This is a genomic window from Geovibrio thiophilus (assembly GCF_004087915.1).
GTDB classification, from domain to species: domain Bacteria; phylum Chrysiogenota; class Deferribacteres; order Deferribacterales; family Geovibrionaceae; genus Geovibrio; species Geovibrio thiophilus.
The window spans coordinates 2,575,340-2,596,803 of the sequence record NZ_CP035108.1; the positions used below are offsets into that span (position 1 = coordinate 2,575,340).

General features: G+C 51.0%; 22 protein-coding genes and 1 tRNA gene. 14 read left to right on the forward strand and 9 right to left on the reverse strand.

The annotated features are described in order from the left end of the window. The first annotated feature begins 9 nt into the window (after window positions 1-9). From EP073_RS11905 to EP073_RS11965, 14 genes are all read left to right on the forward strand, one after another. Window positions 10-1,365, forward strand: a complete 1,356-nt coding sequence (locus tag EP073_RS11905; RefSeq protein WP_128467386.1) for a UDP-N-acetylmuramoyl-tripeptide--D-alanyl-D-alanine ligase — start codon at window positions 10-12, stop codon at window positions 1,363-1,365. After that, on the forward strand, window positions 1,355-2,440 hold the full coding sequence (gene mraY / locus EP073_RS11910; protein WP_128467387.1) for a phospho-N-acetylmuramoyl-pentapeptide-transferase: 1,086 nt from the start codon (window positions 1,355-1,357) through the stop codon (window positions 2,438-2,440). Before EP073_RS11905 ends, mraY begins: the two co-directional genes overlap by 11 nt. A 6-nt stretch (window positions 2,441-2,446) precedes the next feature. Beyond that, complete coding sequence (gene murD / locus EP073_RS11915; protein WP_128467388.1) at window positions 2,447-3,706, forward strand: UDP-N-acetylmuramoyl-L-alanine--D-glutamate ligase; 1,260 nt, start codon at window positions 2,447-2,449, stop codon at window positions 3,704-3,706. A gap of 1 nt (window position 3,707) precedes the next feature. After that, on the forward strand, window positions 3,708-4,793 hold the full coding sequence (gene ftsW / locus EP073_RS11920; RefSeq protein ID WP_128467389.1) for a putative lipid II flippase FtsW: 1,086 nt from the start codon (window positions 3,708-3,710) through the stop codon (window positions 4,791-4,793). After that, a complete protein-coding gene (locus EP073_RS14110) occupies window positions 4,790-4,924 on the forward strand; it encodes a hypothetical protein (RefSeq protein ID WP_283808367.1) in 135 nt (44 codons plus the stop codon). Before ftsW ends, EP073_RS14110 begins: the two co-directional genes overlap by 4 nt. Continuing rightward, window positions 4,921-5,958 (forward strand): undecaprenyldiphospho-muramoylpentapeptide beta-N-acetylglucosaminyltransferase, encoded by a 1,038-nt coding sequence (gene murG, locus EP073_RS11925; protein WP_128467390.1) that lies wholly within the window; start codon window positions 4,921-4,923, stop codon window positions 5,956-5,958. Before EP073_RS14110 ends, murG begins: the two co-directional genes overlap by 4 nt. Then, entirely contained in the window at window positions 5,951-7,345 is a 1,395-nt protein-coding gene (gene murC, locus EP073_RS11930) for a UDP-N-acetylmuramate--L-alanine ligase (RefSeq protein ID WP_128467391.1), read from the forward strand. Before murG ends, murC begins: the two co-directional genes overlap by 8 nt. Further along, entirely contained in the window at window positions 7,335-8,222 is an 888-nt protein-coding gene (locus EP073_RS11935; RefSeq protein WP_128467392.1) for a D-alanine--D-alanine ligase, read from the forward strand. Before murC ends, EP073_RS11935 begins: the two co-directional genes overlap by 11 nt. Next, complete coding sequence (locus tag EP073_RS11940) at window positions 8,222-8,914, forward strand: cell division protein FtsQ/DivIB (protein ID WP_128467393.1); 693 nt, start codon at window positions 8,222-8,224, stop codon at window positions 8,912-8,914. The genes EP073_RS11935 and EP073_RS11940 overlap by 1 nt, the downstream gene beginning before the upstream one ends. After that, window positions 8,901-10,139, forward strand: a complete 1,239-nt coding sequence (gene ftsA / locus EP073_RS11945) for a cell division protein FtsA (RefSeq protein ID WP_128467394.1) — start codon at window positions 8,901-8,903, stop codon at window positions 10,137-10,139. Before EP073_RS11940 ends, ftsA begins: the two co-directional genes overlap by 14 nt. Window positions 10,140-10,157: 18 nt before the next feature. Beyond that, a complete protein-coding gene (gene ftsZ, locus EP073_RS11950; RefSeq protein WP_128467395.1) occupies window positions 10,158-11,294 on the forward strand; it encodes a cell division protein FtsZ in 1,137 nt (378 codons plus the stop codon). A gap of 15 nt (window positions 11,295-11,309) precedes the next feature. Then, window positions 11,310-12,362, forward strand: a complete 1,053-nt coding sequence (locus EP073_RS11955) for a glycosyltransferase (protein WP_128467396.1) — start codon at window positions 11,310-11,312, stop codon at window positions 12,360-12,362. Between the two features lie 202 nt (window positions 12,363-12,564). Next, window positions 12,565-14,202 carry a bacteriohemerythrin gene (locus tag EP073_RS11960; RefSeq protein ID WP_128467397.1) on the forward strand — a complete coding sequence of 546 codons (1,638 nt, stop codon included), beginning with the start codon at window positions 12,565-12,567 and terminating at the stop codon, window positions 14,200-14,202. A 150-nt stretch (window positions 14,203-14,352) separates the two neighbouring features. Next, a tRNA-Leu gene (locus EP073_RS11965) sits at window positions 14,353-14,437 on the forward strand. 169 nt (window positions 14,438-14,606) lie between these two features. Here the strand turns inward: EP073_RS11965 and EP073_RS11970 are convergent. Genes EP073_RS11970 through EP073_RS12010 form a run of 9 tightly spaced genes read right to left on the reverse strand, consistent with a single transcriptional unit; the run spans window position 14,607 to window position 21,464 of the window. Next, entirely contained in the window at window positions 14,607-14,882 is a 276-nt protein-coding gene (locus EP073_RS11970) for a hypothetical protein (protein ID WP_128467398.1), read from the reverse strand. A 9-nt stretch (window positions 14,883-14,891) separates the two neighbouring features. Continuing rightward, window positions 14,892-16,061 (reverse strand): Vgb family protein, encoded by a 1,170-nt coding sequence (locus EP073_RS11975; RefSeq protein ID WP_128467399.1) that lies wholly within the window; start codon window positions 16,059-16,061, stop codon window positions 14,892-14,894. Between the two features lie 9 nt (window positions 16,062-16,070). After that, the gene (locus EP073_RS11980) at window positions 16,071-16,280 is read right to left on the reverse strand and encodes a hypothetical protein (protein ID WP_128467400.1); all 210 of its coding nucleotides are present in this window, start codon (window positions 16,278-16,280) and stop codon (window positions 16,071-16,073) included. Beyond that, window positions 16,277-16,708, reverse strand: coding sequence for a hypothetical protein (locus tag EP073_RS11985; protein ID WP_128467401.1), 432 nt, complete (start codon window positions 16,706-16,708; stop codon window positions 16,277-16,279). The genes EP073_RS11980 and EP073_RS11985 overlap by 4 nt, the downstream gene beginning before the upstream one ends. Beyond that, the gene (locus EP073_RS11990; protein ID WP_128467402.1) at window positions 16,686-17,699 is read right to left on the reverse strand and encodes a hypothetical protein; all 1,014 of its coding nucleotides are present in this window, start codon (window positions 17,697-17,699) and stop codon (window positions 16,686-16,688) included. The genes EP073_RS11985 and EP073_RS11990 overlap by 23 nt, the downstream gene beginning before the upstream one ends. Further along, window positions 17,699-18,568 (reverse strand): hypothetical protein, encoded by an 870-nt coding sequence (locus tag EP073_RS11995; RefSeq protein ID WP_128467403.1) that lies wholly within the window; start codon window positions 18,566-18,568, stop codon window positions 17,699-17,701. The genes EP073_RS11990 and EP073_RS11995 overlap by 1 nt, the downstream gene beginning before the upstream one ends. After that, window positions 18,568-19,284 (reverse strand): hypothetical protein, encoded by a 717-nt coding sequence (locus EP073_RS12000; protein WP_128467404.1) that lies wholly within the window; start codon window positions 19,282-19,284, stop codon window positions 18,568-18,570. Before EP073_RS12000 ends, EP073_RS11995 begins: the two co-directional genes overlap by 1 nt. 4 nt (window positions 19,285-19,288) lie before the next feature. Next, on the reverse strand, window positions 19,289-19,792 hold the full coding sequence (locus tag EP073_RS12005) for a hypothetical protein (RefSeq protein ID WP_128467405.1): 504 nt from the start codon (window positions 19,790-19,792) through the stop codon (window positions 19,289-19,291). Then, window positions 19,785-21,464, reverse strand: a complete 1,680-nt coding sequence (locus EP073_RS12010; RefSeq protein WP_128467406.1) for a hypothetical protein — start codon at window positions 21,462-21,464, stop codon at window positions 19,785-19,787. The genes EP073_RS12005 and EP073_RS12010 overlap by 8 nt, the downstream gene beginning before the upstream one ends.

Consider the following 21,464-nt stretch of genomic DNA (forward strand, 5'->3'; position numbering starts at 1 on the left):
AGGAAATGGATGAAGCTGAAAGAGATCGTAAACGCCCTCGGCGGCGTAATCAAGGCGGACACACCATTTGATCTGCCCGTGAAAAAACTTGTTATCGACAGCAGAAAGGTCGAGGAAGGCGATATTTTTACGGCTCTTTCCGGCGAAAACACCGACGGAAACCTGTATGCGCAGAAGGCTCTGGATTCAGGGGCTTCACTGGTCATAGTTGATGACAGCGTAATATACGAAGCGCTGAAAGGGAACAGAGTGCTTGTCCGTGACGGACTCAGCGCCATAAAAACCCTTGGGGCATATAAGCTTAAAAACTATAAAGGAACAAAAATAGCTATTACCGGCAGTATGGGCAAAACCAGTACCAAGGAACTTATAAGCTCTGTTCTGCGCACCCGTAAAAAGGTTTACACTGCCTACGGCAATTATAACAACGAACTCGGTGTCGCCATATGCGCCGCCAACCTAAATATGAGAACAAGCTGCGCCGTGTTTGAATTCGGCACAAACTCTCCGGGTGAAATAGAGCAGCTCTCCCTTTACCTCAAGCCCGATGTGGCAGTTCTCACGGGCATAGGACACGCCCACATCGGCAGAATGGGGAGCATGGAGAAGCTGGCAGAGGAAAAGCTCTCAATTATAAAAGGGATGAACGGCGGAACACTCTGGGTGAACGAATCATGCCGCATGTATCTGGACGAGAGGGTCATGGGCGCCGTTGACGTGAAATACTTCGGAAACGGGATGAACGATGATGTGATCCTAGCGGACGCAGGACGCAACAACAGAGAGCAGTTTTACTTCACAGCGGTTTACAAAGGGATACCCTACTGCTTTCTGCTGAACCATCCCTATGACCACTTCATAGCCAACTCACTGGCGGCTATAGGCATAGGCTTTGAAGCCGGGCTTGACTATCAGGATGTGATGACCGGCATACTCGCCTTTAAACCCGTAACGGGCAGAGGGGCTATGGTAAATGTCGGCAGGATAAAGGTTATAGACGATACCTACAACGCAGGGTTCGAGTCGATTATGAGCGCGGTTAAAAATCTCGGCGAGATCAACGCGTCGAGGAAATACGCCGTAATCGGCGAAATGGGCGAGATAGAAGGCTTTGAGGATATGCTTTACCTCAAGCTTTACAAGCTGGCAAAAAGCCGGACAGATATAAACTTCATATTCGTGGGGCAGAACTACTGCAAATTCGCCGAAACAGCGAACATAACAATAGCTCCCACAAAGGAAAAAGCTAACGAAACCGTGGCTCTCATTGAAGAGGGACTGGTTCTTATAAAAGCTTCCAGAGCGAGGAAGTTTGAAGACTTCATAAGCTTCATGGAACAGGAGAGAAAGAAGCGTGCTGTATAATCTGCTGGTTCCCCTTTCTGATGTGTGGGGAATATTAAACGTTTTCCGTTACATAACTTTCCGCACGGCGTATGCGACCCTTACCGCTCTGGTCATTACGCTCATTATCGCTCCGTTCGTAATCAGAAAGCTTAAGGAAATGGCTTTCTCCATGAAGTCAAAGGGCTTTGAGCCCGCCACCCACAAGGTCAAGGAAGGCACACCGACAATGGGCGGCATAATGATAGTCATAGCGGGCACTGTCTCCACCCTGCTCTGGGCGGATCTTACAAATCCGTATATATGGATCACTATTTTCACCTTTGTCTCCTATGGCGTCATTGGCTTTGTGGATGACTACATTAAAACAGTTAAAAGAAACCCCAAGGGGCTCAAGGCAAGGGCAAAGTTCTGGGGTCAGGTTTTTACCGGAGTGATAGCCATCGCGCTTATCATATATGTGGATAAAGGAAAAACGGCAACGGTAGTTGCCCTGCCCTTTCTGAAAACCGCGGTTATAGATCTTTCAATATTCTATTTCGTGTTTGCTCTGTTTGTCATAGTGGGCACGTCAAACGCGGTGAACATCACGGACGGGCTGGACGGACTCGCCATTGCGCCTTCGGTTATATCATTCGGCACACTGTGCTTTTTTGTTTATTTCACAGGACACAGCGAATTTTCGCATTATCTGAATATCATTTATGTAAAGGGTTCGGGGGAGCTTGCGGTATTCTGCGGCGCGATGGTCGGCGCAGGACTGGGCTTTCTCTGGTACAACGCCTTTCCCGCAAGCGTGTTCATGGGGGATGTGGGAAGCCTCTCCATAGGCGGAGCGATGGGCATAGTGTCCGTTATCTCCAAGCATGAGGTTGTGCTTGCCATAGTCGGAGGCGTGTTTGTTATCGAAACGGTAAGCGTTATCCTTCAGGTGGGCTTCTATAAGGCGACTCACGGAAAGCGCCTTTTCAGAATGGCGCCCATACACCACCACTTTGAGCTCAAAGGGTGGAGCGAAACTAAGATTACCGTGCGGTTCTGGATTATTTCCTTCGTGCTGGCGCTCATTGCGCTAAGTACGCTTAAACTGAGGTAACTGATTATGAAAGCGGCAGTACTCGGCTACGGAAAAAGCGGCAGGGCAGCTGAGACCCTTCTCAGGCATGCGGGCGCAGTGCAGGTTGATATTTTTGAGGATAAAAACAACGCATACCCCTCCATATCCGAATTCAGAAACGGATACGACAGGGTTGCTGTGAGCCCCGGCATAGACATAATCAAGCGCGGGCTGAAAATAGACAACCTTACCAGCGAAATAGAGCTCGCTTACGAAGCTCTCGCCGGAAAAGGAAAAATAATGGTGATGACAGGCACAAACGGCAAATCCACCGTAACCTATCTCACCTCGCAGATACTGGAAAACGCCGGAATTAAAGCTGTCGCATGCGGCAATATCGGCGTTCCCTTCGGCGAAGTTGTACTGAAGGGCGGCTGCGATGTGTTCGTTCTGGAGCTCTCAAGCTTCCAGATAGAGCTGCTGCGCAATTTTAAGGCGGATATGGCGGCAATTACCAATCTCGCGCCGGATCATCTGGACAGGTATCCGAGCTACGAGGCTTACATAAAAGCGAAGATGGATGTGCTGAAGTTTGTTAAAGAGGACGGTTTCGCCGTTCTGCCCGATGAAAAGGAACTTCTGAGGCACGCTGAATACTATAAAGGCAAAAGAGTGATCATAAACGAAGCGATGAACGGTTTTCCGAAGCTCACAGGGAAAACCATGGATTTCGGGGCATACAGTCTTGATACTGCGAGGTTTCCGCTTTTCGGAACCCACAATCTGCTGAATCTCGCCTTCTCCCTTGCTTCGGCTGACAGCCTGCTGAACTTCAAAGGAGATATAACCCCGCAGGCGGAAAGCCTTAAAGGTCTCCCGCACAGGTGCGAATATGCAGGCACGGTTGACGGAGTGAGCTTCATAAACGACTCCAAGGCAACAAACGTTTACTCCACACTTGCCTGCCTTAAGGGCGCAAAGGCGGGTAACGTGATAATTCTCGGCGGACGTGACAAAAACGGAGACTTCAGTCTTCTGGCGGATGAACTGAACAGAGCGGCAAGCACCGTAATAGCATACGGCGAAGCGGCAAGAATTATAAAAGAGAAGCTCAAGGGACTTCTCATATGCGATTTTGTAACCTCCCCCACAATGGAGCAGGCAATCAAAACCGGACTGAACGTAGCTCCCAAGGGGAGCAACGTAATACTTACACCTGCATGCTCAAGCTACGACAGCTTCAATAACTTTGAAGAGCGCGGCGAAAGATTCATGCAGATAGTAAAGGAACTCGGCGGAAAATAAAGTGTTTGAGATTAAAGACGAACGGCTGCAAATTCTGATACTCGCGTCCATCCTCATCGCAACGGGGCTGATATTCGTGTTCTCGGCGGGCTCCATACAGGCACTGAGGCTTGACAAGGGAGAGCTTTACTTCTTCAACAAGCAGCTTTTGGCAGTCTTCATAGGTCTCGGACTCATGTACGGCGCCTACAGCATACCTCTGAAAACGTGGCGCAGGTTTGTGCCCGCGCTTTATTTTCTCACTCTGATACTGCTGATAACCGTATTCTTTTTCCCGAAGCTCAACGGCTCACACAGATGGATTCTTCTGCCCGGATTCAGCCTTCAGCCCTCGGAACTGGCAAAATTTACCTGCATACTTTATCTCGCCCACTATCTGGACAAGAAGGAAGGCAGGCTGAACGACTTTACCTCCGGTTTCCTTCCGGCGTCGATAATGCTGGGAATAATCGGAGCGCTTATATTAAGCGAACCGGATTACGGAACAACACTGCTTATAATCTGCGTGTCTTTCACGCTGTTTCTGATAGGCGGTGCCCATATGCGCCATATGATAGGCGTTATAGGGTTCATCGCTCCTATTATAACCGCAGGGCTTCTCATGGGTTACAGGAGGGGCAGGATAATGAGCTTCCTTGACCCATGGGAAGATCGCTACGGAACAGGCTACCAGCTTGTGCAGTCGCTCACCGCGGTGGGCAGCGGCGGCATATTCGGCAAGGGTGTCGGCAACTCATCCCAGAAGCTGTATTTCCTCCCCGAGGCTCATACGGACTTCATCTACGCCATAATCGCCGAGGAGACAGGGCTCATTGGCTCTCTGGCTGTCCTTGTGATAGTTACGGCATTTTTTATAATAAGCGTGAAAGTTGCTCTTAAACATAAGGAACTTTTTTATAAACTGCTCACCTTCGGGCTGGCGTTCAGCCTGTTTGTTCAGGCACTGCTGCACATCTCGGTGGTTACCGGACTCCTGCCCACAAAGGGCATAGGGCTCCCTTTGGTCAGCTACGGCGGCTCGAACATGATGGTATCCCTCTTTATGGTAGGCGTGCTTCTGCGCAGCGCGGAGGAGGCGGGCTCATGAATGAGGAAAAACTCCACAGAGGGAGATTCGCCGTGCGCAGCGAAGGGAAGCTTGCTGACCGCGAGCGTGTACAGTTTTCGGACAGGACGTACCGAAAACTGTTATCAGGACAGACTGAGGCGGGCTCATGAAAAGAGAGAACACAAGGTTGGTAATCGCCGGCGGCGGAACGGGCGGACACCTCTACCCGGGAATCGCCGTTGCTGATTATCTCAAAGAAAAAAATATTGAAGTGTTTTTCATGGTTTCCGACAGAGGAATCGAAAGAAAAATACTTTCATCAAAGGGATATGACTTTTACGAACAGCCGCAGACACCCCTCAAGGGAATAGGCACGGCGGGCAGAATACGCTCCGTCATGCTCCTTGCAAAGGAAGTCTTCGGGATGCTTAAAAAAATAAAGAAGACCGATACAGTGCTCCTCACAGGCGGCTTTGCCGCCGCTGCCCCCGCCATAGCCGCAGTTCTCAAAGGGGCAAGACTGTATCTGCATGAGCAGAACAGCGTGATGGGGCTCACAAACAGAATATTTGCCGTTTTCAGCAAAAAGGTTTTTCTCTCCTTCGAGGGAACGCTGAAAGCGAAAGGGAACACAGTGCATGCGGGCAATCCCGTGAGGGCTGAATTCGCCTCCTGCACGCCGAAGACGGAAGAGACCAAGCGGATTCTTGTTCTCGGCGGAAGTCAGGGGAGCAGGTTTCTCAACAGGCTCATGGCGAAATCGGCAAAGGCGCTGACGGACGCCGGATGGACAATAACCCATCAGACAGGCGCCAAGCTTTATGACGAAGCCCTTGAGGACTACACCAGAGAAGGCGCAGAGGCGGATGTGCGAAGCTACATAGAAAATGTGGCGGCGGAATATGAAAAAGCGGATGTTGTTATAGCCCGCTCAGGCTCAGGTACGGTTTTTGAAACAATGTACGCGCGCCGCCCGGCGGTTTTCGTTCCATTTGCGCAGGCAACAGACGAGCACCAGCTTTATAACGCCCTTTTCGCCGAAAAACTCGGCATAGCAAAGGTTATGACCGAAAGCGGAGCAAGCCCGGAGAGGCTTAAGGAACTGATTGAGTGGTCACGGAAACAGGAAGTAAAAGACAGGCTGGCGGGTATAAAATATCTGAACAGCCCTGAAATAATAGCAAGAGGTATGGAACTTGACTGAGGCATTCGGGAAAGTACGGAATATACATTTTGTCGGCATAGGCGGAATCGGCATGAGCGGTCTTGCCGAGATTCTCCACTCCATGGGCTTTAAGATAACAGGCTCAGACATAGCCGACAGCGCTAACTGCAAGCGCCTCCGTGCCATGGGCATAGGCGTTTTCATCGGGCATCTGGCGGAGAACGCCGCCGGAGCCGATGCCGTTGTGTACTCCTCTGCGGTACGCAGCAGCAACCCCGAGCTGACTTACGCCAGAGAAAACTTCATCCCCGTTATAAAACGGGGCGAGATGCTGGCAGAGCTGATGAGGATGAAATACTCCATAGCGGTCGCAGGAAGCCATGGAAAAACCACGACAACATCAATGGTAGCGGAGATTTTCAACAAGGCGGAGCTTGACCCCACGGTGGTTGTGGGCGGCATACTCAACAGAAGGGATTCCAATGCCCTCAAGGGCAACAGCAATATAATGATCGCCGAAGCTGATGAATCGGACAAAAGCTTCCTTATGCTTCAGCCCACAGTGGCGGTGATCACCAACATAGACTTTGAGCACACGGACACCTACGCCACAATGGACGAGGTTAAGGACAGCTTCCGTGACTTCGCTTCCCGTGTTCCTTTTTACGGGCTCAACGTCCTTTGCTTGGATGACGCTAACACGGCGGAGCTGATCAAGCGCATAGACAGACGCTTTGTCACCTATGGTCTTTCCGCTCAGGCGGATGTCCACAGCGCCGACATAGTGAAGAACGGCTTTGCCGTCTCCTTCGGTGTGGTCATACACGGCAAGCACATGGGGCACATAAATCTGAGTTTCCCCGGGGAACACAATGTTCAGAACGCTCTGGCGGCAATAGCCGTGGCGGCCGAGTTTGATATACCGTTCCGTGTATGCAAGAAAGCCCTTGAGGAGTTTGAAGGCGTTCAGAGAAGGCTTACAATACGTTACGACGGTAACTGCTGCACTGTGCTTGACGACTACGGGCACCACCCAACGGAGATAAAAACCACTCTGAAGGCGATCAGGGAAGCGTACGGCAGCAGGAAAATAGTCGCTGTCTTCCAGCCGCACAGATACACCAGAACACAGACATTGATGAACGAGTTTTCCACATGCTTTTTTGATGCAGACAGGCTGTTCATAACGGATATATACGCAGCCAGCGAGGAGCCCATAGAGGGCGTGACCGCACAGGTGCTTGTGAAGGAAATAAAGGAGAGAGGCTTCAAGGACGTGCACTATCTCCCCTCCTTCGATGACATTTACAAATACCTTGAGGAAGCGGGCTGCGACAACAGCCTGATACTCACTCAGGGAGCGGGAAGCATAACGAGATTCTCGGGCGAGCTTGCCGCGTGGCTGGAGAAAAAACATGAAAAGTAAAAAGGTTGCCGTGCTCTACGGCGGGCTGTCCGCAGAAAGGGAAGTTTCCTTAAGAAGCGGAACGGCAGCGGCAAAAGCGCTTACTGAAGCAGGGTTTACGGATGTTACCCTCATAGACGCCGGACACGACCTGCCCGCGCGCCTGCTTGAGCTTAAACCGGATGTATGCTTCAACAGCCTTCACGGAACCTTCGGCGAAGACGGACGCATTCAGGGAATGCTTGAGCTCATGGACATACCCTGTACAGGTTCGGGCAGTCAGTCAAGCACCATCGCCTTTGACAAGCTCCTGAGCAAGGTGATATTCGCGCTGAACAATGTGCCCACGCCTGAGTATGTGCAGCTCACGAGGGAGAGCAGAGCGCCCTTTCTCCCCTGCGTGATAAAGCCGTGCAGACAGGGCTCCACCATAGGCATTACCGTTGCTAAAACAGAAGAAGAGTTCGTAAAAGGGAAAAAAGAGGCGTTTGAATATGACGAAAGAGTCATAGCGGAACGGTTTATAAACGGAAAAGAACTCACTATAGGCATATTGTCTTCTAAAGTATTGCCGATAATATGGATAAGACCAAAATCCGGTTTTTATGACTATCAGTCCAAATACACCAAAGGGGCAACCGCGTATGTATTTGAGACTGAGCTTACGGAAGATGAGGACAAACTGATAAAAAGCACGGCGTTGCAGGCATTTGAGAGTCTGGGATGCGCCTCCTACGGACGGGTGGACATAATGTATGACGGTAAAACACCATGGGTTCTGGAGATTAACACCCTCCCCGGACTCACGGAGACCAGTCTGCTCCCGCAGGCGGCGGCAAAAACAGGAATAAGCTTCCCCGAGCTCGTCACCGCAATGATAAGCGATGCGCTGAGGTAATGATGAAAAAGAGCGGTTTTCTCAAAATAGCCCTTGTTACAGCAATTTTCGCGCTCCTCACAGGCGGTGTCGTGTGGGCGGCGGCGGGAATCGTTAAGATGACCGGCGGAAGCAAGTATTTTTTGGTGAAGACCGTTAATATTCAGGGTGTTATCCGCACGGACAGGGCAAAGGTCGATGCCTTCGCCAGAAGTCTCGCCGGAAGCAATATGTTTGATCTTGAGGAAAAAAAGCTCCCCCGCATAGATGATATATGGGTGGAAAAAATTGAAATAAAGAAGATCTTCCCCGATACGGTGAAAGTTATAATCTTTGAAGAAAGACCGATCGCCGCGGTGAGGATAGGAAAGGAATGCTTCATAGCCGCGGCAAGCGGAACTCTGGTGCCTGATAAATGCACCGGAGGCGAAACAGTAATGCACAAGGGAACCGAAAAAGAGCAGCTTGTAAGTTTCCTGAAAATATACGACAAAACACCGGAAATGCACGGCAGCCGTGCCCTGCTTAAACCCATGCACTTTGAGCTTGTGGTGGACGGAGTTCTGTACAAATGCGGATATGACGAAAGCGTCACCGAAATGTTCAGAATCTACAGCAGCAGGATAAGCGGCAGATACGCAAGGGTGGACTATGTCGACATGAGGCTGCGTGGAAAAATTTACGTGAACGGGGTGAAAAATGTCTCAGGATAACAACAATATTTATGTCGGGCTTGACCTTGGAACAACGAAGGTCTGCATAGTCGTTGCCAGAAAAAACGCTGACAGAAGTATAGACATTCTGGGCATAGGCAGTGTTCCCTCCAAAGGCGTGCGCAAAGGCGTAGTGGTCAATATAGAAGAAACCGTCGCCTGCATCCAGAAAGCCAAGGAAGAGGCTGAAAGGATGTCCGGCATGGAGATAAAAAGCGTAACAGCCGGACTCGCCAGCGGTCACATTAAAAGCTTCAACACCAGAGGCACCATTGCGGTTAAGAGCAGGGAAGTAACTCAGCAGGACGTGGACAGAGTCATAGAATCCGCCTCTGCGTACAATATGCAGCTCGGCGAGGAGATACTGGATGTTATCCCGCAGCAGTACATACTGGACGGACAGACAGAGATAAAATACCCCGTTGGAATGAGCGGCGTCCGCCTTGAGGTGGATGTTCATATAGTTACCGGACAGGTTTCCTCAGCCACAAACATTGTAAAATGCTGCGAAAAAGCAGGGCTGGTGGTTGATGATATAATACTTGAGCAGTTCGCCTCCGCCAAGGCTGTCCTCAGCGAGGACGAGATGGAAATAGGCGTATGCCTCATAGACGGCGGCGGCGGTACATGCGACATGGCGGTCTACAAACAGGGCGCGGTTTACCACACGGCGATCCTCCAGATAGGCGGCAACCATTTTACAAAGGATCTCTCAATAGGCTTAAGCACTCCGGAATCCGAGGCTGAAAGGCTTAAGATTAAGCACGGCTGCGTGTGGATGCCGCTGGTTTCGGATGATGAAATGGTAAACGTGACCACAGTGGGCGGCAGACCGCCCCGCAAGATAAGCAAGCCTGTTCTCACGCAGATTCTTCAGGCGAGAGGCGAGGAAATTTTTCAGATGTTCAAGGGCGAGCTCCAGAAGCACAAGCTCCTTGAGCTCATGGGCGCAGGAATAGTAGTTACTGGCGGCTTAAGCAACTTTGAAGGAATTGAAGAGCTTGCCACAAGTGTTTTTAATACGCCCGTAAGGGTCGGAAGACCCATAAATATAGGCGGACTGACGGATCTTGTTTCGGATCCCAGATACGCCACTGCCGTTGGGCTTGCCATTTACGCCACCAGAAAAGGGAAGGCGGGGGCAAAGCTCTCAAGAGGCAGCGAGGACAAAGTTTTCGGAAGCATATTCCAAAGAATGAAAGGATGGTTAAAAGAGTTCTTTTAAGCATATCAGGGGGTTTGTATGTTTGAATTCGTAGATGTCAAGCAGGGCGCGTGCATCAAGGTGATCGGCGTCGGCGGAGCAGGCGGAAACGCAATCAACAACATGATCGAACATGGTATCGAGGGCGTGGAATTTATCGCTGCAAATACGGATCAGCAAGCGCTGAGAACGAATAAAGCACCGAATAAAATCCAGCTCGGTACAACGCTGACCAAAGGGCTCGGCGCGGGCGGAGTGCCCGAACAAGGCAAAAAAGCCGCCATTGAGGATCTTGAGGCTATAGAGGCTCAGCTCAAAGGAGCCGATCTCGTTTTCATAGCCGCAGGAATGGGCGGCGGAACGGGAACAGGAGCCGCTCCGGTTATAGCCAGCGTGGCTAAAGAGCTCGGCGCGCTTACTGTCGCGGTTGTCTCAAAACCCTTCTCTTGGGAAGGCAAAAAGAGAAACGGCAACGCCGAACAGGGCTTGGAGTTCCTGAAAAATCACGTGGATACCTATATTGTGGTTCCCAACGACAGAATCACGGCGGAATGCAAGGACAACACCCTCTTTGAGGATGCGTTCAGAATGGCTGATGATATTCTCCGTCAGGGCGTACAGGGTATCAGCGACTCCATCAACGGAAACGGTTACATCAACGTGGACTTCGCGGATATACGCTCAATCATGGAGTCAAAAGGCATGGCTCTCATGGGCATAGGCGAAGCCTCAGGCGAAAACAGGGACATTGAGGCGGCGGAACGCGCGCTTAAGTCTCCCCTTCTCGCCGATGTCAGCATACACGGGGCTGAAGGTCTGCTTGTCAACATAGCATGCGGAAAAGACCTTAAAATGCACGAGGTGCAGAACATCGCCACCAAGATACATGACAGCGCCGGAGACAACGCCAATATTTACGAAGGCGTGGTCATTGACCCCAACTTCAACGGCTCCATAAGAGTTACCGTTGTTGCCACCGGTCTCGGCAAAAGAGAAAAGAAGCAGGCAAAAAGCCCTGAGCTTGAAAGCTTCCTGAATAAACAGCCTAAGAATGTTTCCACTTTTAAAGAAAAAGTGGCAAAAATAACAGAAAGGGATCATTCCCTTAAAACAGTGAGCGATGCCAAGGAAGAGGAATTTGATATTCCGGCTTATCTCAGGTATCAGCAGGACTAAGGATAGATCCGGCTGATGAAAGTTCTGAACATCATAAATGTGAGGTGGTACAACGCCACCGCGTGGTACGGTCACATGCTGTCTCTGGGGCTTGAGGCTCTGGGGCATAAGACAGCGGTAATGGGACTGCCCGGCACGCCTCCGGTAATTAAGGCTAAAGAGGCGGGGCTTCAAACCTATGAAGCGGAGCTGAACAGCCTGAACCCGCTTAAGCTTATTAAGTCTGCGGCGGTTTTCGGTAAAGCTGTTAAGGAATTTAAGCCCGATGTGGTTGTGTGCCACAGAGGTGAGTTTTTCTTCTACTTCACCCATGTGCGTTTCTGGGAAAAACCGGAGTGGAAGCTGGTCAGGGTGAGGGGCGACCGCAGACCCCCCAAGGCGGATGCCCTCTCCCGCTGGCTTTATCATAACGCAGTGGATAAGGTTGTAACATCCTCCGAATCCATGCGCAGGTTTCATCTGGATAATCTCAAACTCCCTCCTAATAAAGTTGTAACCCTGTACGGCGGCGTGGAGACGGAGCTTTTCAGCCGGAACGAAGACGGCAGACAAAGAGTCAGACACGAATTCGGCTTTTCGGACAATGACTTTGTTCTGGGTATACTCGGCAGATACGACACCGTAAAGGGGCATGAATCCCTTTTCCGTGCCGTGGAAGAACTCAGAAACGAAGGCATGGACAAAATCCGCCTTCTGATAGCCGGTGTTGACGCGTGCATGAATGAAAAAGACATCAAACTGATGCTGGAAAACCGCGGTATACAAGGCATAACAGCTGTAACAGGCAAAAGAGACGACATTGCCGATGTTATCAGCGCCATGGATCTGGGTGTGATCCCCTCCCTCGGCTCCGAAGCAGTGTGCCGTGTTGGAATGGAGATGCTCTCCTGCGGTGTGCCCGTAATCGGTTCCGATATAGGAGTAATTCCTGAAATAATTCCCCCCTCAAACATTTTCATAGCCGGCGATGTTCAGTCAATCAAAAACCGTATAAGAGACTACAAAGCTTATCATAAAAGCTATGACTACATAGATTTTGCGGAACAGTTCGCGTCTTTTTTCAATTGACAAAGATTATGAATAGGAATAACAATTAAATATATATATAATCCCGATAGGATTAAATCATTTAGCAAAACATATCAACTAGTTATGTTGCGATAAAAAGGAATCGGGAGTTAATTTAATTCGTCTTTAAAAAGATGTAAGAACAATCTGAACAGACTGGAGTTATTTATCAGCTTTTGCAGATTATTCGGGGGTCAATCTTATGCGCCTTTCTATCAAAACCGTCATAATAATTATCATTACTGCCGTGCCCGGCATAACGGCAGGGTTCATCGGTATCAAAAACTACTTTTTCTTCAGGCAGATAATGCCCGGCGATGAAGCCAGCACCCACGCGCTGGAACTGGCTTCCACAGGGCTTACAGTCTCCATAATATGTATTCTCACTTCTGTTGTTCTGGCATTTGTGATCCCATTTACGGCTTTCAGAAGAGTGAGCTGCGGAGTCAGGGAATTCGGACTTACGCTCAAGGCGGCTCTCAGCGGCGACCTCACCAGAAGGGTTCCCGTCTCCGAGTGCGCAGGAGAAATGAAGGAACTGGGAGCCGGACTCAACGAGCTGCTGGACAAACTGGACAATACAATCTCCGAGTTCTACCACGCCGCAAACAACATCAGAAGCCTCGCCGACAACCTCTCCTCTGTGAATGCCGAAGTCAACGGGCAGATCAACATTATCAATGACAATGTTAGCAATGTTTCCAGCGCCGCAGAAGAACTAACCTCCACGGGACAAAGCGTTCTCTCCACATGCAAGGTATCCTTCGAGCTTGTTGAGGATTGCAGCGGCAGGGTTAAAACAGGCATAAACATAATCACCAGCAACCGCAAAAGTATGGAGAACATATCCTCCAGCATCTCATCAATATCCGCCGTGGTTGAGGAGTTTCTCAAGCAGTCCGAGAAAATAGAAAACATAGTAGTCTCCATAAAAGAAATCGCCGATCAGACAAACCTTCTGGCGCTCAATGCAGCAATCGAAGCCGCCAGAGCGGGCGAACACGGACGCGGTTTCGCCGTTGTTGCAGACGAGGTGCGCAAGCTTGCCGGAAAAACCACCGACTCCACAGAGCAGATCGGCACGGTTATCAGAGAGCTTCAGTACAAAATAAACGATGTTTTCGGCAAGGTTCAGGAAGGTGTTGAAAACGTTGAGAAAGGCATTGAGTTCTCAGGAGAATCAGTAAACTCCATCAACATCATTGCGGGCAGCATCAACGAACTCACAAGCCAGCTTAACGGAATTGTACGCGCTATGGAGGAAGAAAACCTCGCTCTCGGCGAAGTATCAAACAGCACAGTCGAAATATCCGATATGTCTTCAAACATTCTCCACATGGCAAACGAGTCCGTAATAGCGGGCAGCAACCTTCTGGATGTCACCAAAGGACTGACGGAAAGTGTTTCCGGATTCAAAACATCCGGCGGGGACGAGTTCATAAAATGGTCTTCAGTCCTTGAAACAGGCGTTCACCAGTTTGACGACCAGCACAAAAAGCTCGTCAGCATAATCAACAACCTCTACAACGCCATCAGAGAAAATAAAGGCAGGCAGATGCTTGAGCGCACGCTGAACGAGCTTGTGGAATATACTGTCTATCACTTTGACTCAGAAGAAAAAGCATTTCAGAAATACGGCTTCCCCATGAGCGCAAACCACATAAAATCCCATGAGAAACTTAAGGCTGCCGTCGGGCAGTTCCTTGACAACTATAAGAAAGGAAAAGAGGTAATAGGCTTTAACCTTATGAGCTTTCTTCAGGATTGGCTGAAAAACCACATAATGCACGAAGACAAGGAATACGGCAAGCATCTTGCCGCGAAAATGAACGGAAGATAAACCCTGCATCCCGTTTTTAAAGCGTGGTTTTTTATTAAGTCTGTTAACAGAAAAGACGGTTTAAATATTTGAAAAGTTTTTTAAATTTTATTGTTGACACGAAAGGATAAAGCTGATAAAAATTCGTTCTCGCTTGAGAGATTATAACTCGCCGAGGTGGTGGAATTGGTAGACACGCAGGACTAAGGATCCTGTGGGAGTTAATCCTGTGGGGGTTCGAGTCCCCCCCCCGGCACTAGGTTTCAGAGCCCCGCACATTTGCGGGGCTCTTTTTTTACACTCGTATTACACTTACTACAGCGTTCAATTACAGCGTTCAATCAATTTTGCGACCAAATTCAATATAATCTGCGACCATCTTAAAGGCAGAATCAGCCGAAAATTCAGCCAATTCTGCGACCTTTTTACATTTTCCCGAACCTCGCCTTCACTTCCGCCACGTGGCTTTCCCAAGTTCCGGCATACTGCTTATCAAGCTGCTGTTGCCAGCTTCCGTATGCCCCTCTGCGGAGCGCGGCATAATGCTCAATGCGCACAGCCTCCACAGCCTCCGCTGTCGGTTCGTAAGTAACGTTCCCGTCATCGTCATATTCAGTCAAATGCGCTGCTACCGCCCCATTTATCTTTTCATCCGTCATTGACGCCGCAAGACTCTCAAACCATTTTTCAAAAGCTTCCATATCTCCTCCCTACAGTTTGTTGGTGTATGCGCTCAGTGCCCACCACTGCGCACCGTGCGCACCATGCCGAACAGCCAGTACCTTTTCATGGTTGTTCGGCACACCAAGAACAACTCCGTTCGGAGCCAATACGCAGCCCCACCATTTTGCACTGCCGCTGAAACTGCCCATGATCTCGGTAGAGTTGTCTGTCGGATTGATAACCAAAATCTGCTCTGCATTATAAGGCACACAATATATCTTTCCGTCAGGAGCGAGTACCCCGCCGAACCACCTTGCTGAACCGCTGAAACTGCCGAAAAGCTCGGTGGTGTTGTCCGACGGATCAATGACCAGAATTTGAGAAGCCCCGCCCGGGACACAGTATATCTTTCCGCTCGGGGCGAGAACGCATCCGTACCACTTCGCCGTGCCGCTGAAACTGCCGATGATTTCGGCGGAGTTGTCTGTCGGGTCGATAACCAAAATCTGTGCTGAGTTCAGCGGAGCGCAGTATATTTTCCCGTTCGGTGCTAAGGCTCCTCCGAACCACTTAGCACCACCTTCAAAACTGCCGATAAGTTCAGTTGAGTTATCTGCCGGATTTATAACAAGTATCTGCGCTGCATCGTAAGGAATGCAGTATATCTTCCCGTTCGGAGCAAGCACCGCACCAGCCCATTTTTTTGTACCGCCGAAACTGCCGATAAGCTCAGTTGAGTTATCTGCCGGATTTATAACAAGAATCTGCGTGGAGTTATAAGGCGCACAGTAAATCTTCCCGTTAGGCGCAAGCACTCCGCCGAACCACCTTGCTGAACCGCCGAAACTGCCGATAAGCTCGGTGGTGTTGTCTGTGGGATTGATAGCAAGAATCTGCGTGGAGCTATAAGGCGCACAGTACACTTTTCCGTTCGGAGCCAATACCCCCCCTCTCCATTTCCCCGTGCCGCTGAAATCCCCGAAAAGCAGCCCGCCGCTCAATGCACCCGCCGGATCCGTTGATGCGTATGCTTCGAGAGGGTTAGAATGCGGCGCACCGCCGACAGCCCCTTCCAGATTAACCTTAAGCCTGCCGGACTGCTGATCAAAAACAAGGTTCAGCACCTCATCCTCTGTTTTATATTTTGCTTTAAGGCGGGAATCAGCCGAGTCGAAAACGCTGTTCAGTATCTCCGCCGATGTTTTTCTTTTTGACATATCTTCCCCCTAGAGCTTCTTTTTCACTTCGCCGAGATCCACCATACCAAGCGAGGCGGCAACCTCGTTAACTATGCGGTCGTCTATCGCTGTTTTTGTGGATGCGGCAAGCTCCTTGAGCACTCCGATCACAACCATGGTAATTATCTTTTCCGTCAAAAAAGCCTTCGCGACGCCGAGCATTGCGCCCGAAAACATCTTAACCAGTATCGAAATCATTTTCCCTCTCCCGCGTGTTTATACGCTTTTTCAAAACTCACATACTCACCGCCTATCCTTCCCCAGCGGGCACTGTAGCCTCTTATGTCCAGATGAAAGCCCGGCGTGTTCCAGTCCGGGTAGATCCCAAGCCCAACGTACGCCGCACTGACCTGCCCCAGAAACTCAGTCTCATGCAGCGCCCTGAGCAGGCAGTCCACCGCCTCAGGGAAGCTCATTCCATCTATATGGAAGTCCGCCGCGTCTCCTCTGTAATGCCTGCTGCCTGAGGCATGCCCGCCCTCTTCATAGCCGCAGTGGATGGTAAACGGTTTTCCCGTCTTTTCTCTCAGTTTGTCCAAGAGCAGCAGCAGTGCAGGGTTCATCCTGCCCGCGTCCCCCCATTTTTCGTTTTCGGTAAAATATTTAAGGTTTTTCCAGATCATCACTCCCTCCCCCGTTTCTCACCTTTATCAGAACAGCCGAAGCCGAAGCCTCACCTATGCCAAAATCAGCCCTGCCGTCCGAGCAGGGAAACACCTGTTTCTGAAGTCCGTTTCTGCCGTACATATAAACGGTAAAACCAGTATCCTCCGTGTTTGTTCCGGTGACGCAGGAAGTGAGGAGAAACTCCCCACCGCTGTTTCTGCCGCCGTAAAAGCCGCTGAATGAGCGGATCTTCTCACCGCTGTAGACAGGATATACGAACCAGTCCTCCCGCAGATGCGCCGTTTCGTCATAGTCAGACCCGAAACCGAGGCGGTATGAACGCTCCACAATCCATCTGTCGCCGTCTATGATTTCCTGAGCAGTATGCTCGTAAATACAGGCGCTCAGTCCCGCATAGCCTCCCTGACTGCTGAGAGTAAGCCGCCCTCCCCATGTATCAAGCACGCAGAAGTCGTAATACTCCTGCTCCTCTGTCAGAACAGTTCCGTTCAGGATGAGTTTGTGCGAGGTAATGCTGAGGCAGGCGTCAACCTCTGTTTTTACAGATTCAGTTGCGTATCCGCCGCTGTCGGCAAGGGGTTCAGCCCTTGTATAACCGCTTTCAAAGTCCTCATCCGAAACAAACTCATCGGGAATAATCTCCCCGTCCTTTGCTATGTACCAGCCGCCGTCAGCCTGATATGCCGTCCGGTACGTGAAGCAGGGTCTGGCGCCTCCGGTGAAGCCGATTACAAGAGGAATACCTCTTATAAAGCAGACAATGACATCATCCCCCGCTGTAAAAACCGCAGCAGAGCCCCTTACCGAGCCGTCAGGATATGCTTCCTCAATGCCGGTGCATTTATAGAATACCGGCACCGAAGTATATATATCTCCGTCCACATCAACTTCAGCCTTATCCGTTTCAGTATTTACTGAGAGAACCACTCCTTTTCTGAACTCTGTGCCCGAAACTGCGGCGCCTATGTTTTCCAAAGGATATTTTTCCATCAGACCCCCCCGTAAAAGACGAAAGGAACTATCATGTCCCCCTCCTCCAGCACATCTCTCACGGAACCGGAAGATGCCTTGCCCGTGGTCGGGGCGCTTCCGCCCAGACCGTTTTTCACCACCGCCGCCCGTTCGTTCATGACAAAACGGGTGAAATCGGCGGCTTTCAGTGCATACGGCATGCCCCTGAACTCCACTGCCCAGCGGAAATCCTCATGGGTGAACCTTTCCCCGTCAAACTCCGCACCCTCTCCCCCTTCGTAGAAGGCATCGTCTTTATAAAGCCCGCAGCCTGTAATCTTTGCAGAAGTCCAGACGGATGTTTCAAATACTGACGATCTGTACATGAGCTCCTCTCCGCCTCCAAGAAGCGTGAATGAAACAGAGGCGGTTTCACCCGGAGCTATGCCTGTGTCCGTGAACCTCAGAGTGAGCGTTTCGGGGCTTGAGCCTGTGAAGCCGGGCGCTGTTCCCGTTATCTCTCCGATGCGGGCGGGTGTGAGATAGCTTACGGAAGCCGCACCGAAACGGATTACATATCTGCTGAGCCCGCTGAATGCCAGCCTCGGAAAACTGAAAACAAGCTCGCCGTCCTCCGCCGCGTAGCTCAGAGAGCCTTTACGGACAGGCGATTTGGCGCATGGCGGATTATGCAGAAGAAACTCGTCACTCTCCGTTCCGTCAGAAAGGAGAACACTCATCGAATCCGCATGGGCAGTGCCGTCAGAGTCCAGATAGACATCCAGAATTTTCGGCAGTGCAAGACTCCCTTCCGCTTCACTGAACTCCGTTCCGTCGCTGCGTCCTCTGACAGTGCAGAGCCCTTCCGGCTGCCAGTTTTCCCTGCTGAGATAGACATTAAGCTCCATCACTCCACCCTGAAACTGTCGTTTTTCAGATTGTCCTTATCCGTGTCCAGATAACCGTCCCTGCGCACAAAAAGACTGTATAATCCTTTTTTCAGTCTGCCGAGATTCAGCATCCCGCCGCCGTCTGTAACCCCTCTGAATGTACCGTTGAGAAAAACCTGAGCATAGGGAATGATCTCCCTTGAGGCTGCGTCTCTGGCGGTAAGTATCACCATGCGGGAGGAGAGATCCGTCTCGTCACCCGTATAATCCAGTTCAAGGTAATCCGTTCCTGCGGCGCTGACTGCCTTAACAATCACATAACCTGCCGAAAGACCTGTTACCTCTATGAGATCGTAGAGCGTTTCATACTCCACGGACACGCAGTCCAGCCTGCTTTCCCTGAACCTCACAGAACGTCCGCCGACAAACGGTGCCGTGCCGTCCGCCGCACGGGATACGCTGATCACTCTCACCACCGGATATTTCAGCTTGCCTGCGGACTGATCGGCAAAGGGGATGTATTCCCTGTGAGTCTCGCTTATGCCCCTTGCGGCGTATTTCCATGTTCCGCCGGAGACGGTGACTTCCACGTCCGCACCCGCCGGATACACCCGCACGTAGGATTTTTCCCCTGCGGCATAAAGGCTTTTGTTCCCGCCGCGCTCGTAATCCTCCGCAAGCATGAGCGTTTCTTCCCCGCTGCCTGTGCCGAAACTTACTGAAAGCAAAGCCATGACTCTATTCCTGAAAAACGTAGATAAGCACTGGATATTCCGCCCTGCTTTTCTTGGGCAGGGTTATCCCGAACCGTTTGAAGCCCGATGAATACGACAGCTCAAGCAGCCCGACCCCGCTCTCTCCCGCAGCGTCCGGCACAATTTCGCAGGATACGGAGTAAGCGCCGCTCTTCTTCACGTTGCCCAGACTTTTCCCCAGCCAGACAGCGGAGACTATGTCCCGCACAGGGTACTTTGTTCCCGCCTCATTTGACTCCGTGAAGGGAATGAACTCCACGTCCGGAGCCGCCGTTCCGAGACCGTGCTCGGTGACGACCCCGTCGGACGATACAGCCCGCACTGAGGCAGGCAGAGGGGAATATACCCTGAAATACGCAGTTTCACCGTACCGGAAAAACTTCTTCGCGCTGCCGGAGGAATCAAGGTTCATTTCATCGTCCAGTTCTATTACCGTCTTCTCCCCGCCCCTTGCGGGTGTGACAAAACTAACTGTAACTTCAGCCATTTATCTTCTCCCTGATATGAAGTTTCGTTTTCTGGATTATTTTCAGCGGGCTTGAGGTTATTTCCACGGAAGATGCTATGCAGTGTCCGTCTCCCGCTGGCGTGCGCATGAACAGGGCATCCCCTGAAGCAGCCGCAGGGCTGAACAGATGCGTTATCTCCAGATAAGAACCGCCGCCATATGTCCGGTGAAGGTTTTCCGCCCTCAAAGCCGCGGCGGACGGATCATCGGTTAAGCTCTGCCCAAATTCCCTGATTGCGGTTCCCGAACCTGCGCAGTGGAGTGTCTTAACCGCTTCCGCCCTCAGAACGGAGTCCCCTTCAGTGCCTTCATAAAGGAGGCAGTCATGCCTTACGGTTTCATATCTGACAGTGCGTACAAAGCCAGCTGTATCACGGACATAAACACTGCGCCCTTCCGCTGCGTCCGCTCCGCTGATAACCCTGAAAACAGGATAAGAGGTTTTCCCCGCACCGTCTGAAAAACGGACTTTTTCTTCCGTTTCAATCACTCTGCCTCCGGCTGATTTAAGCAGGGAGGCGTCCGAGCTGATACTCACACTGCCGTTCACATAAACGTGAGCGGAGGCGAAGCTGCCTTTTGCAACCTTCTTCTCCTCAAGCTCAAGCACAGGCTCCGCAGAGAAACCGGACAAGACTCTGATCCCGCTGTATTTAGGCGCCTCAGATGTTTTCACAGCCTCAAAAAAAGTGTTAAGAGTCATGGTGTTCTCCGCTGAATAAGGATTCACCGCACGGGTTATTCCGTCTGCGCAGATGCGGACGGAAGCTCCGCACTCCTCAGCAAGCTTTTTCAGAATCCCGGTTTCTGACCAGCTTCCACGTATCAGCGGCACGGAGTAGTCCCGCAAACCCCAGAGGGCATCCCCCGCCAGAGCCGAGGCTGTGGTATCTGTCTCAAAAACGGTCATCTGTCCCGCGTACGGCGATTCATAAAGCGCCTGAACCGCCCGTCCGCTGATTTTCACGGTGCTTCCGCTCCTCTTTGTCTTTTCAGTTACGAAAATGTATGAACGACCCTCAATGACAAATTCAGCCTTTGACCCGCGCACGGCGGGCTCCGCAATAACTGCGCTGAACGACGAAAACGATTCCTTGCCGTAGAAACTGATTGCGGCACTTGCGAGTCTGTCTGTAAGATCCTTTCCGTTCAGGAGAAATCTGAGAGAGCATTGAATGACTCCTGTTTCCTCATCCGCTGACGATTTCAGAAAAACAGAGCCGCAGAGAGCATTTAAAGAGATTTCACCCCGAAGGGCGATCCCGTCGGCAAGTCCCGAATCACCCACTGTATTCACGGATTTGAGAGCCCCCGAATAACCGCCTGAGATACTCAGCACAGCCACCAGAGCGCCATCAGAGGACACGGAGCCTGCCGATTTCAGATTTCCGGCAGCCATGTCAGTAATTGCGCCTGAAAAGATGATCTCATTTCTCAGTTCTGCGCTGTATTGAGCTGATACATAACAGTAATCATCAAATCCGCCGGAATTGACCGCATCCACGGAAGCGCTTATAGACAATGAACCGCCCAGCAGCCGGAATGAGCCGCAGCCCAGTGCCAACCCCAGAGAAACCCCGCCGCTTACACCCGCTGCCGATGCTGAAAAGCCGTCCGTTCCGGGAACAAGAGCCCCCGCCACCCTGTACAT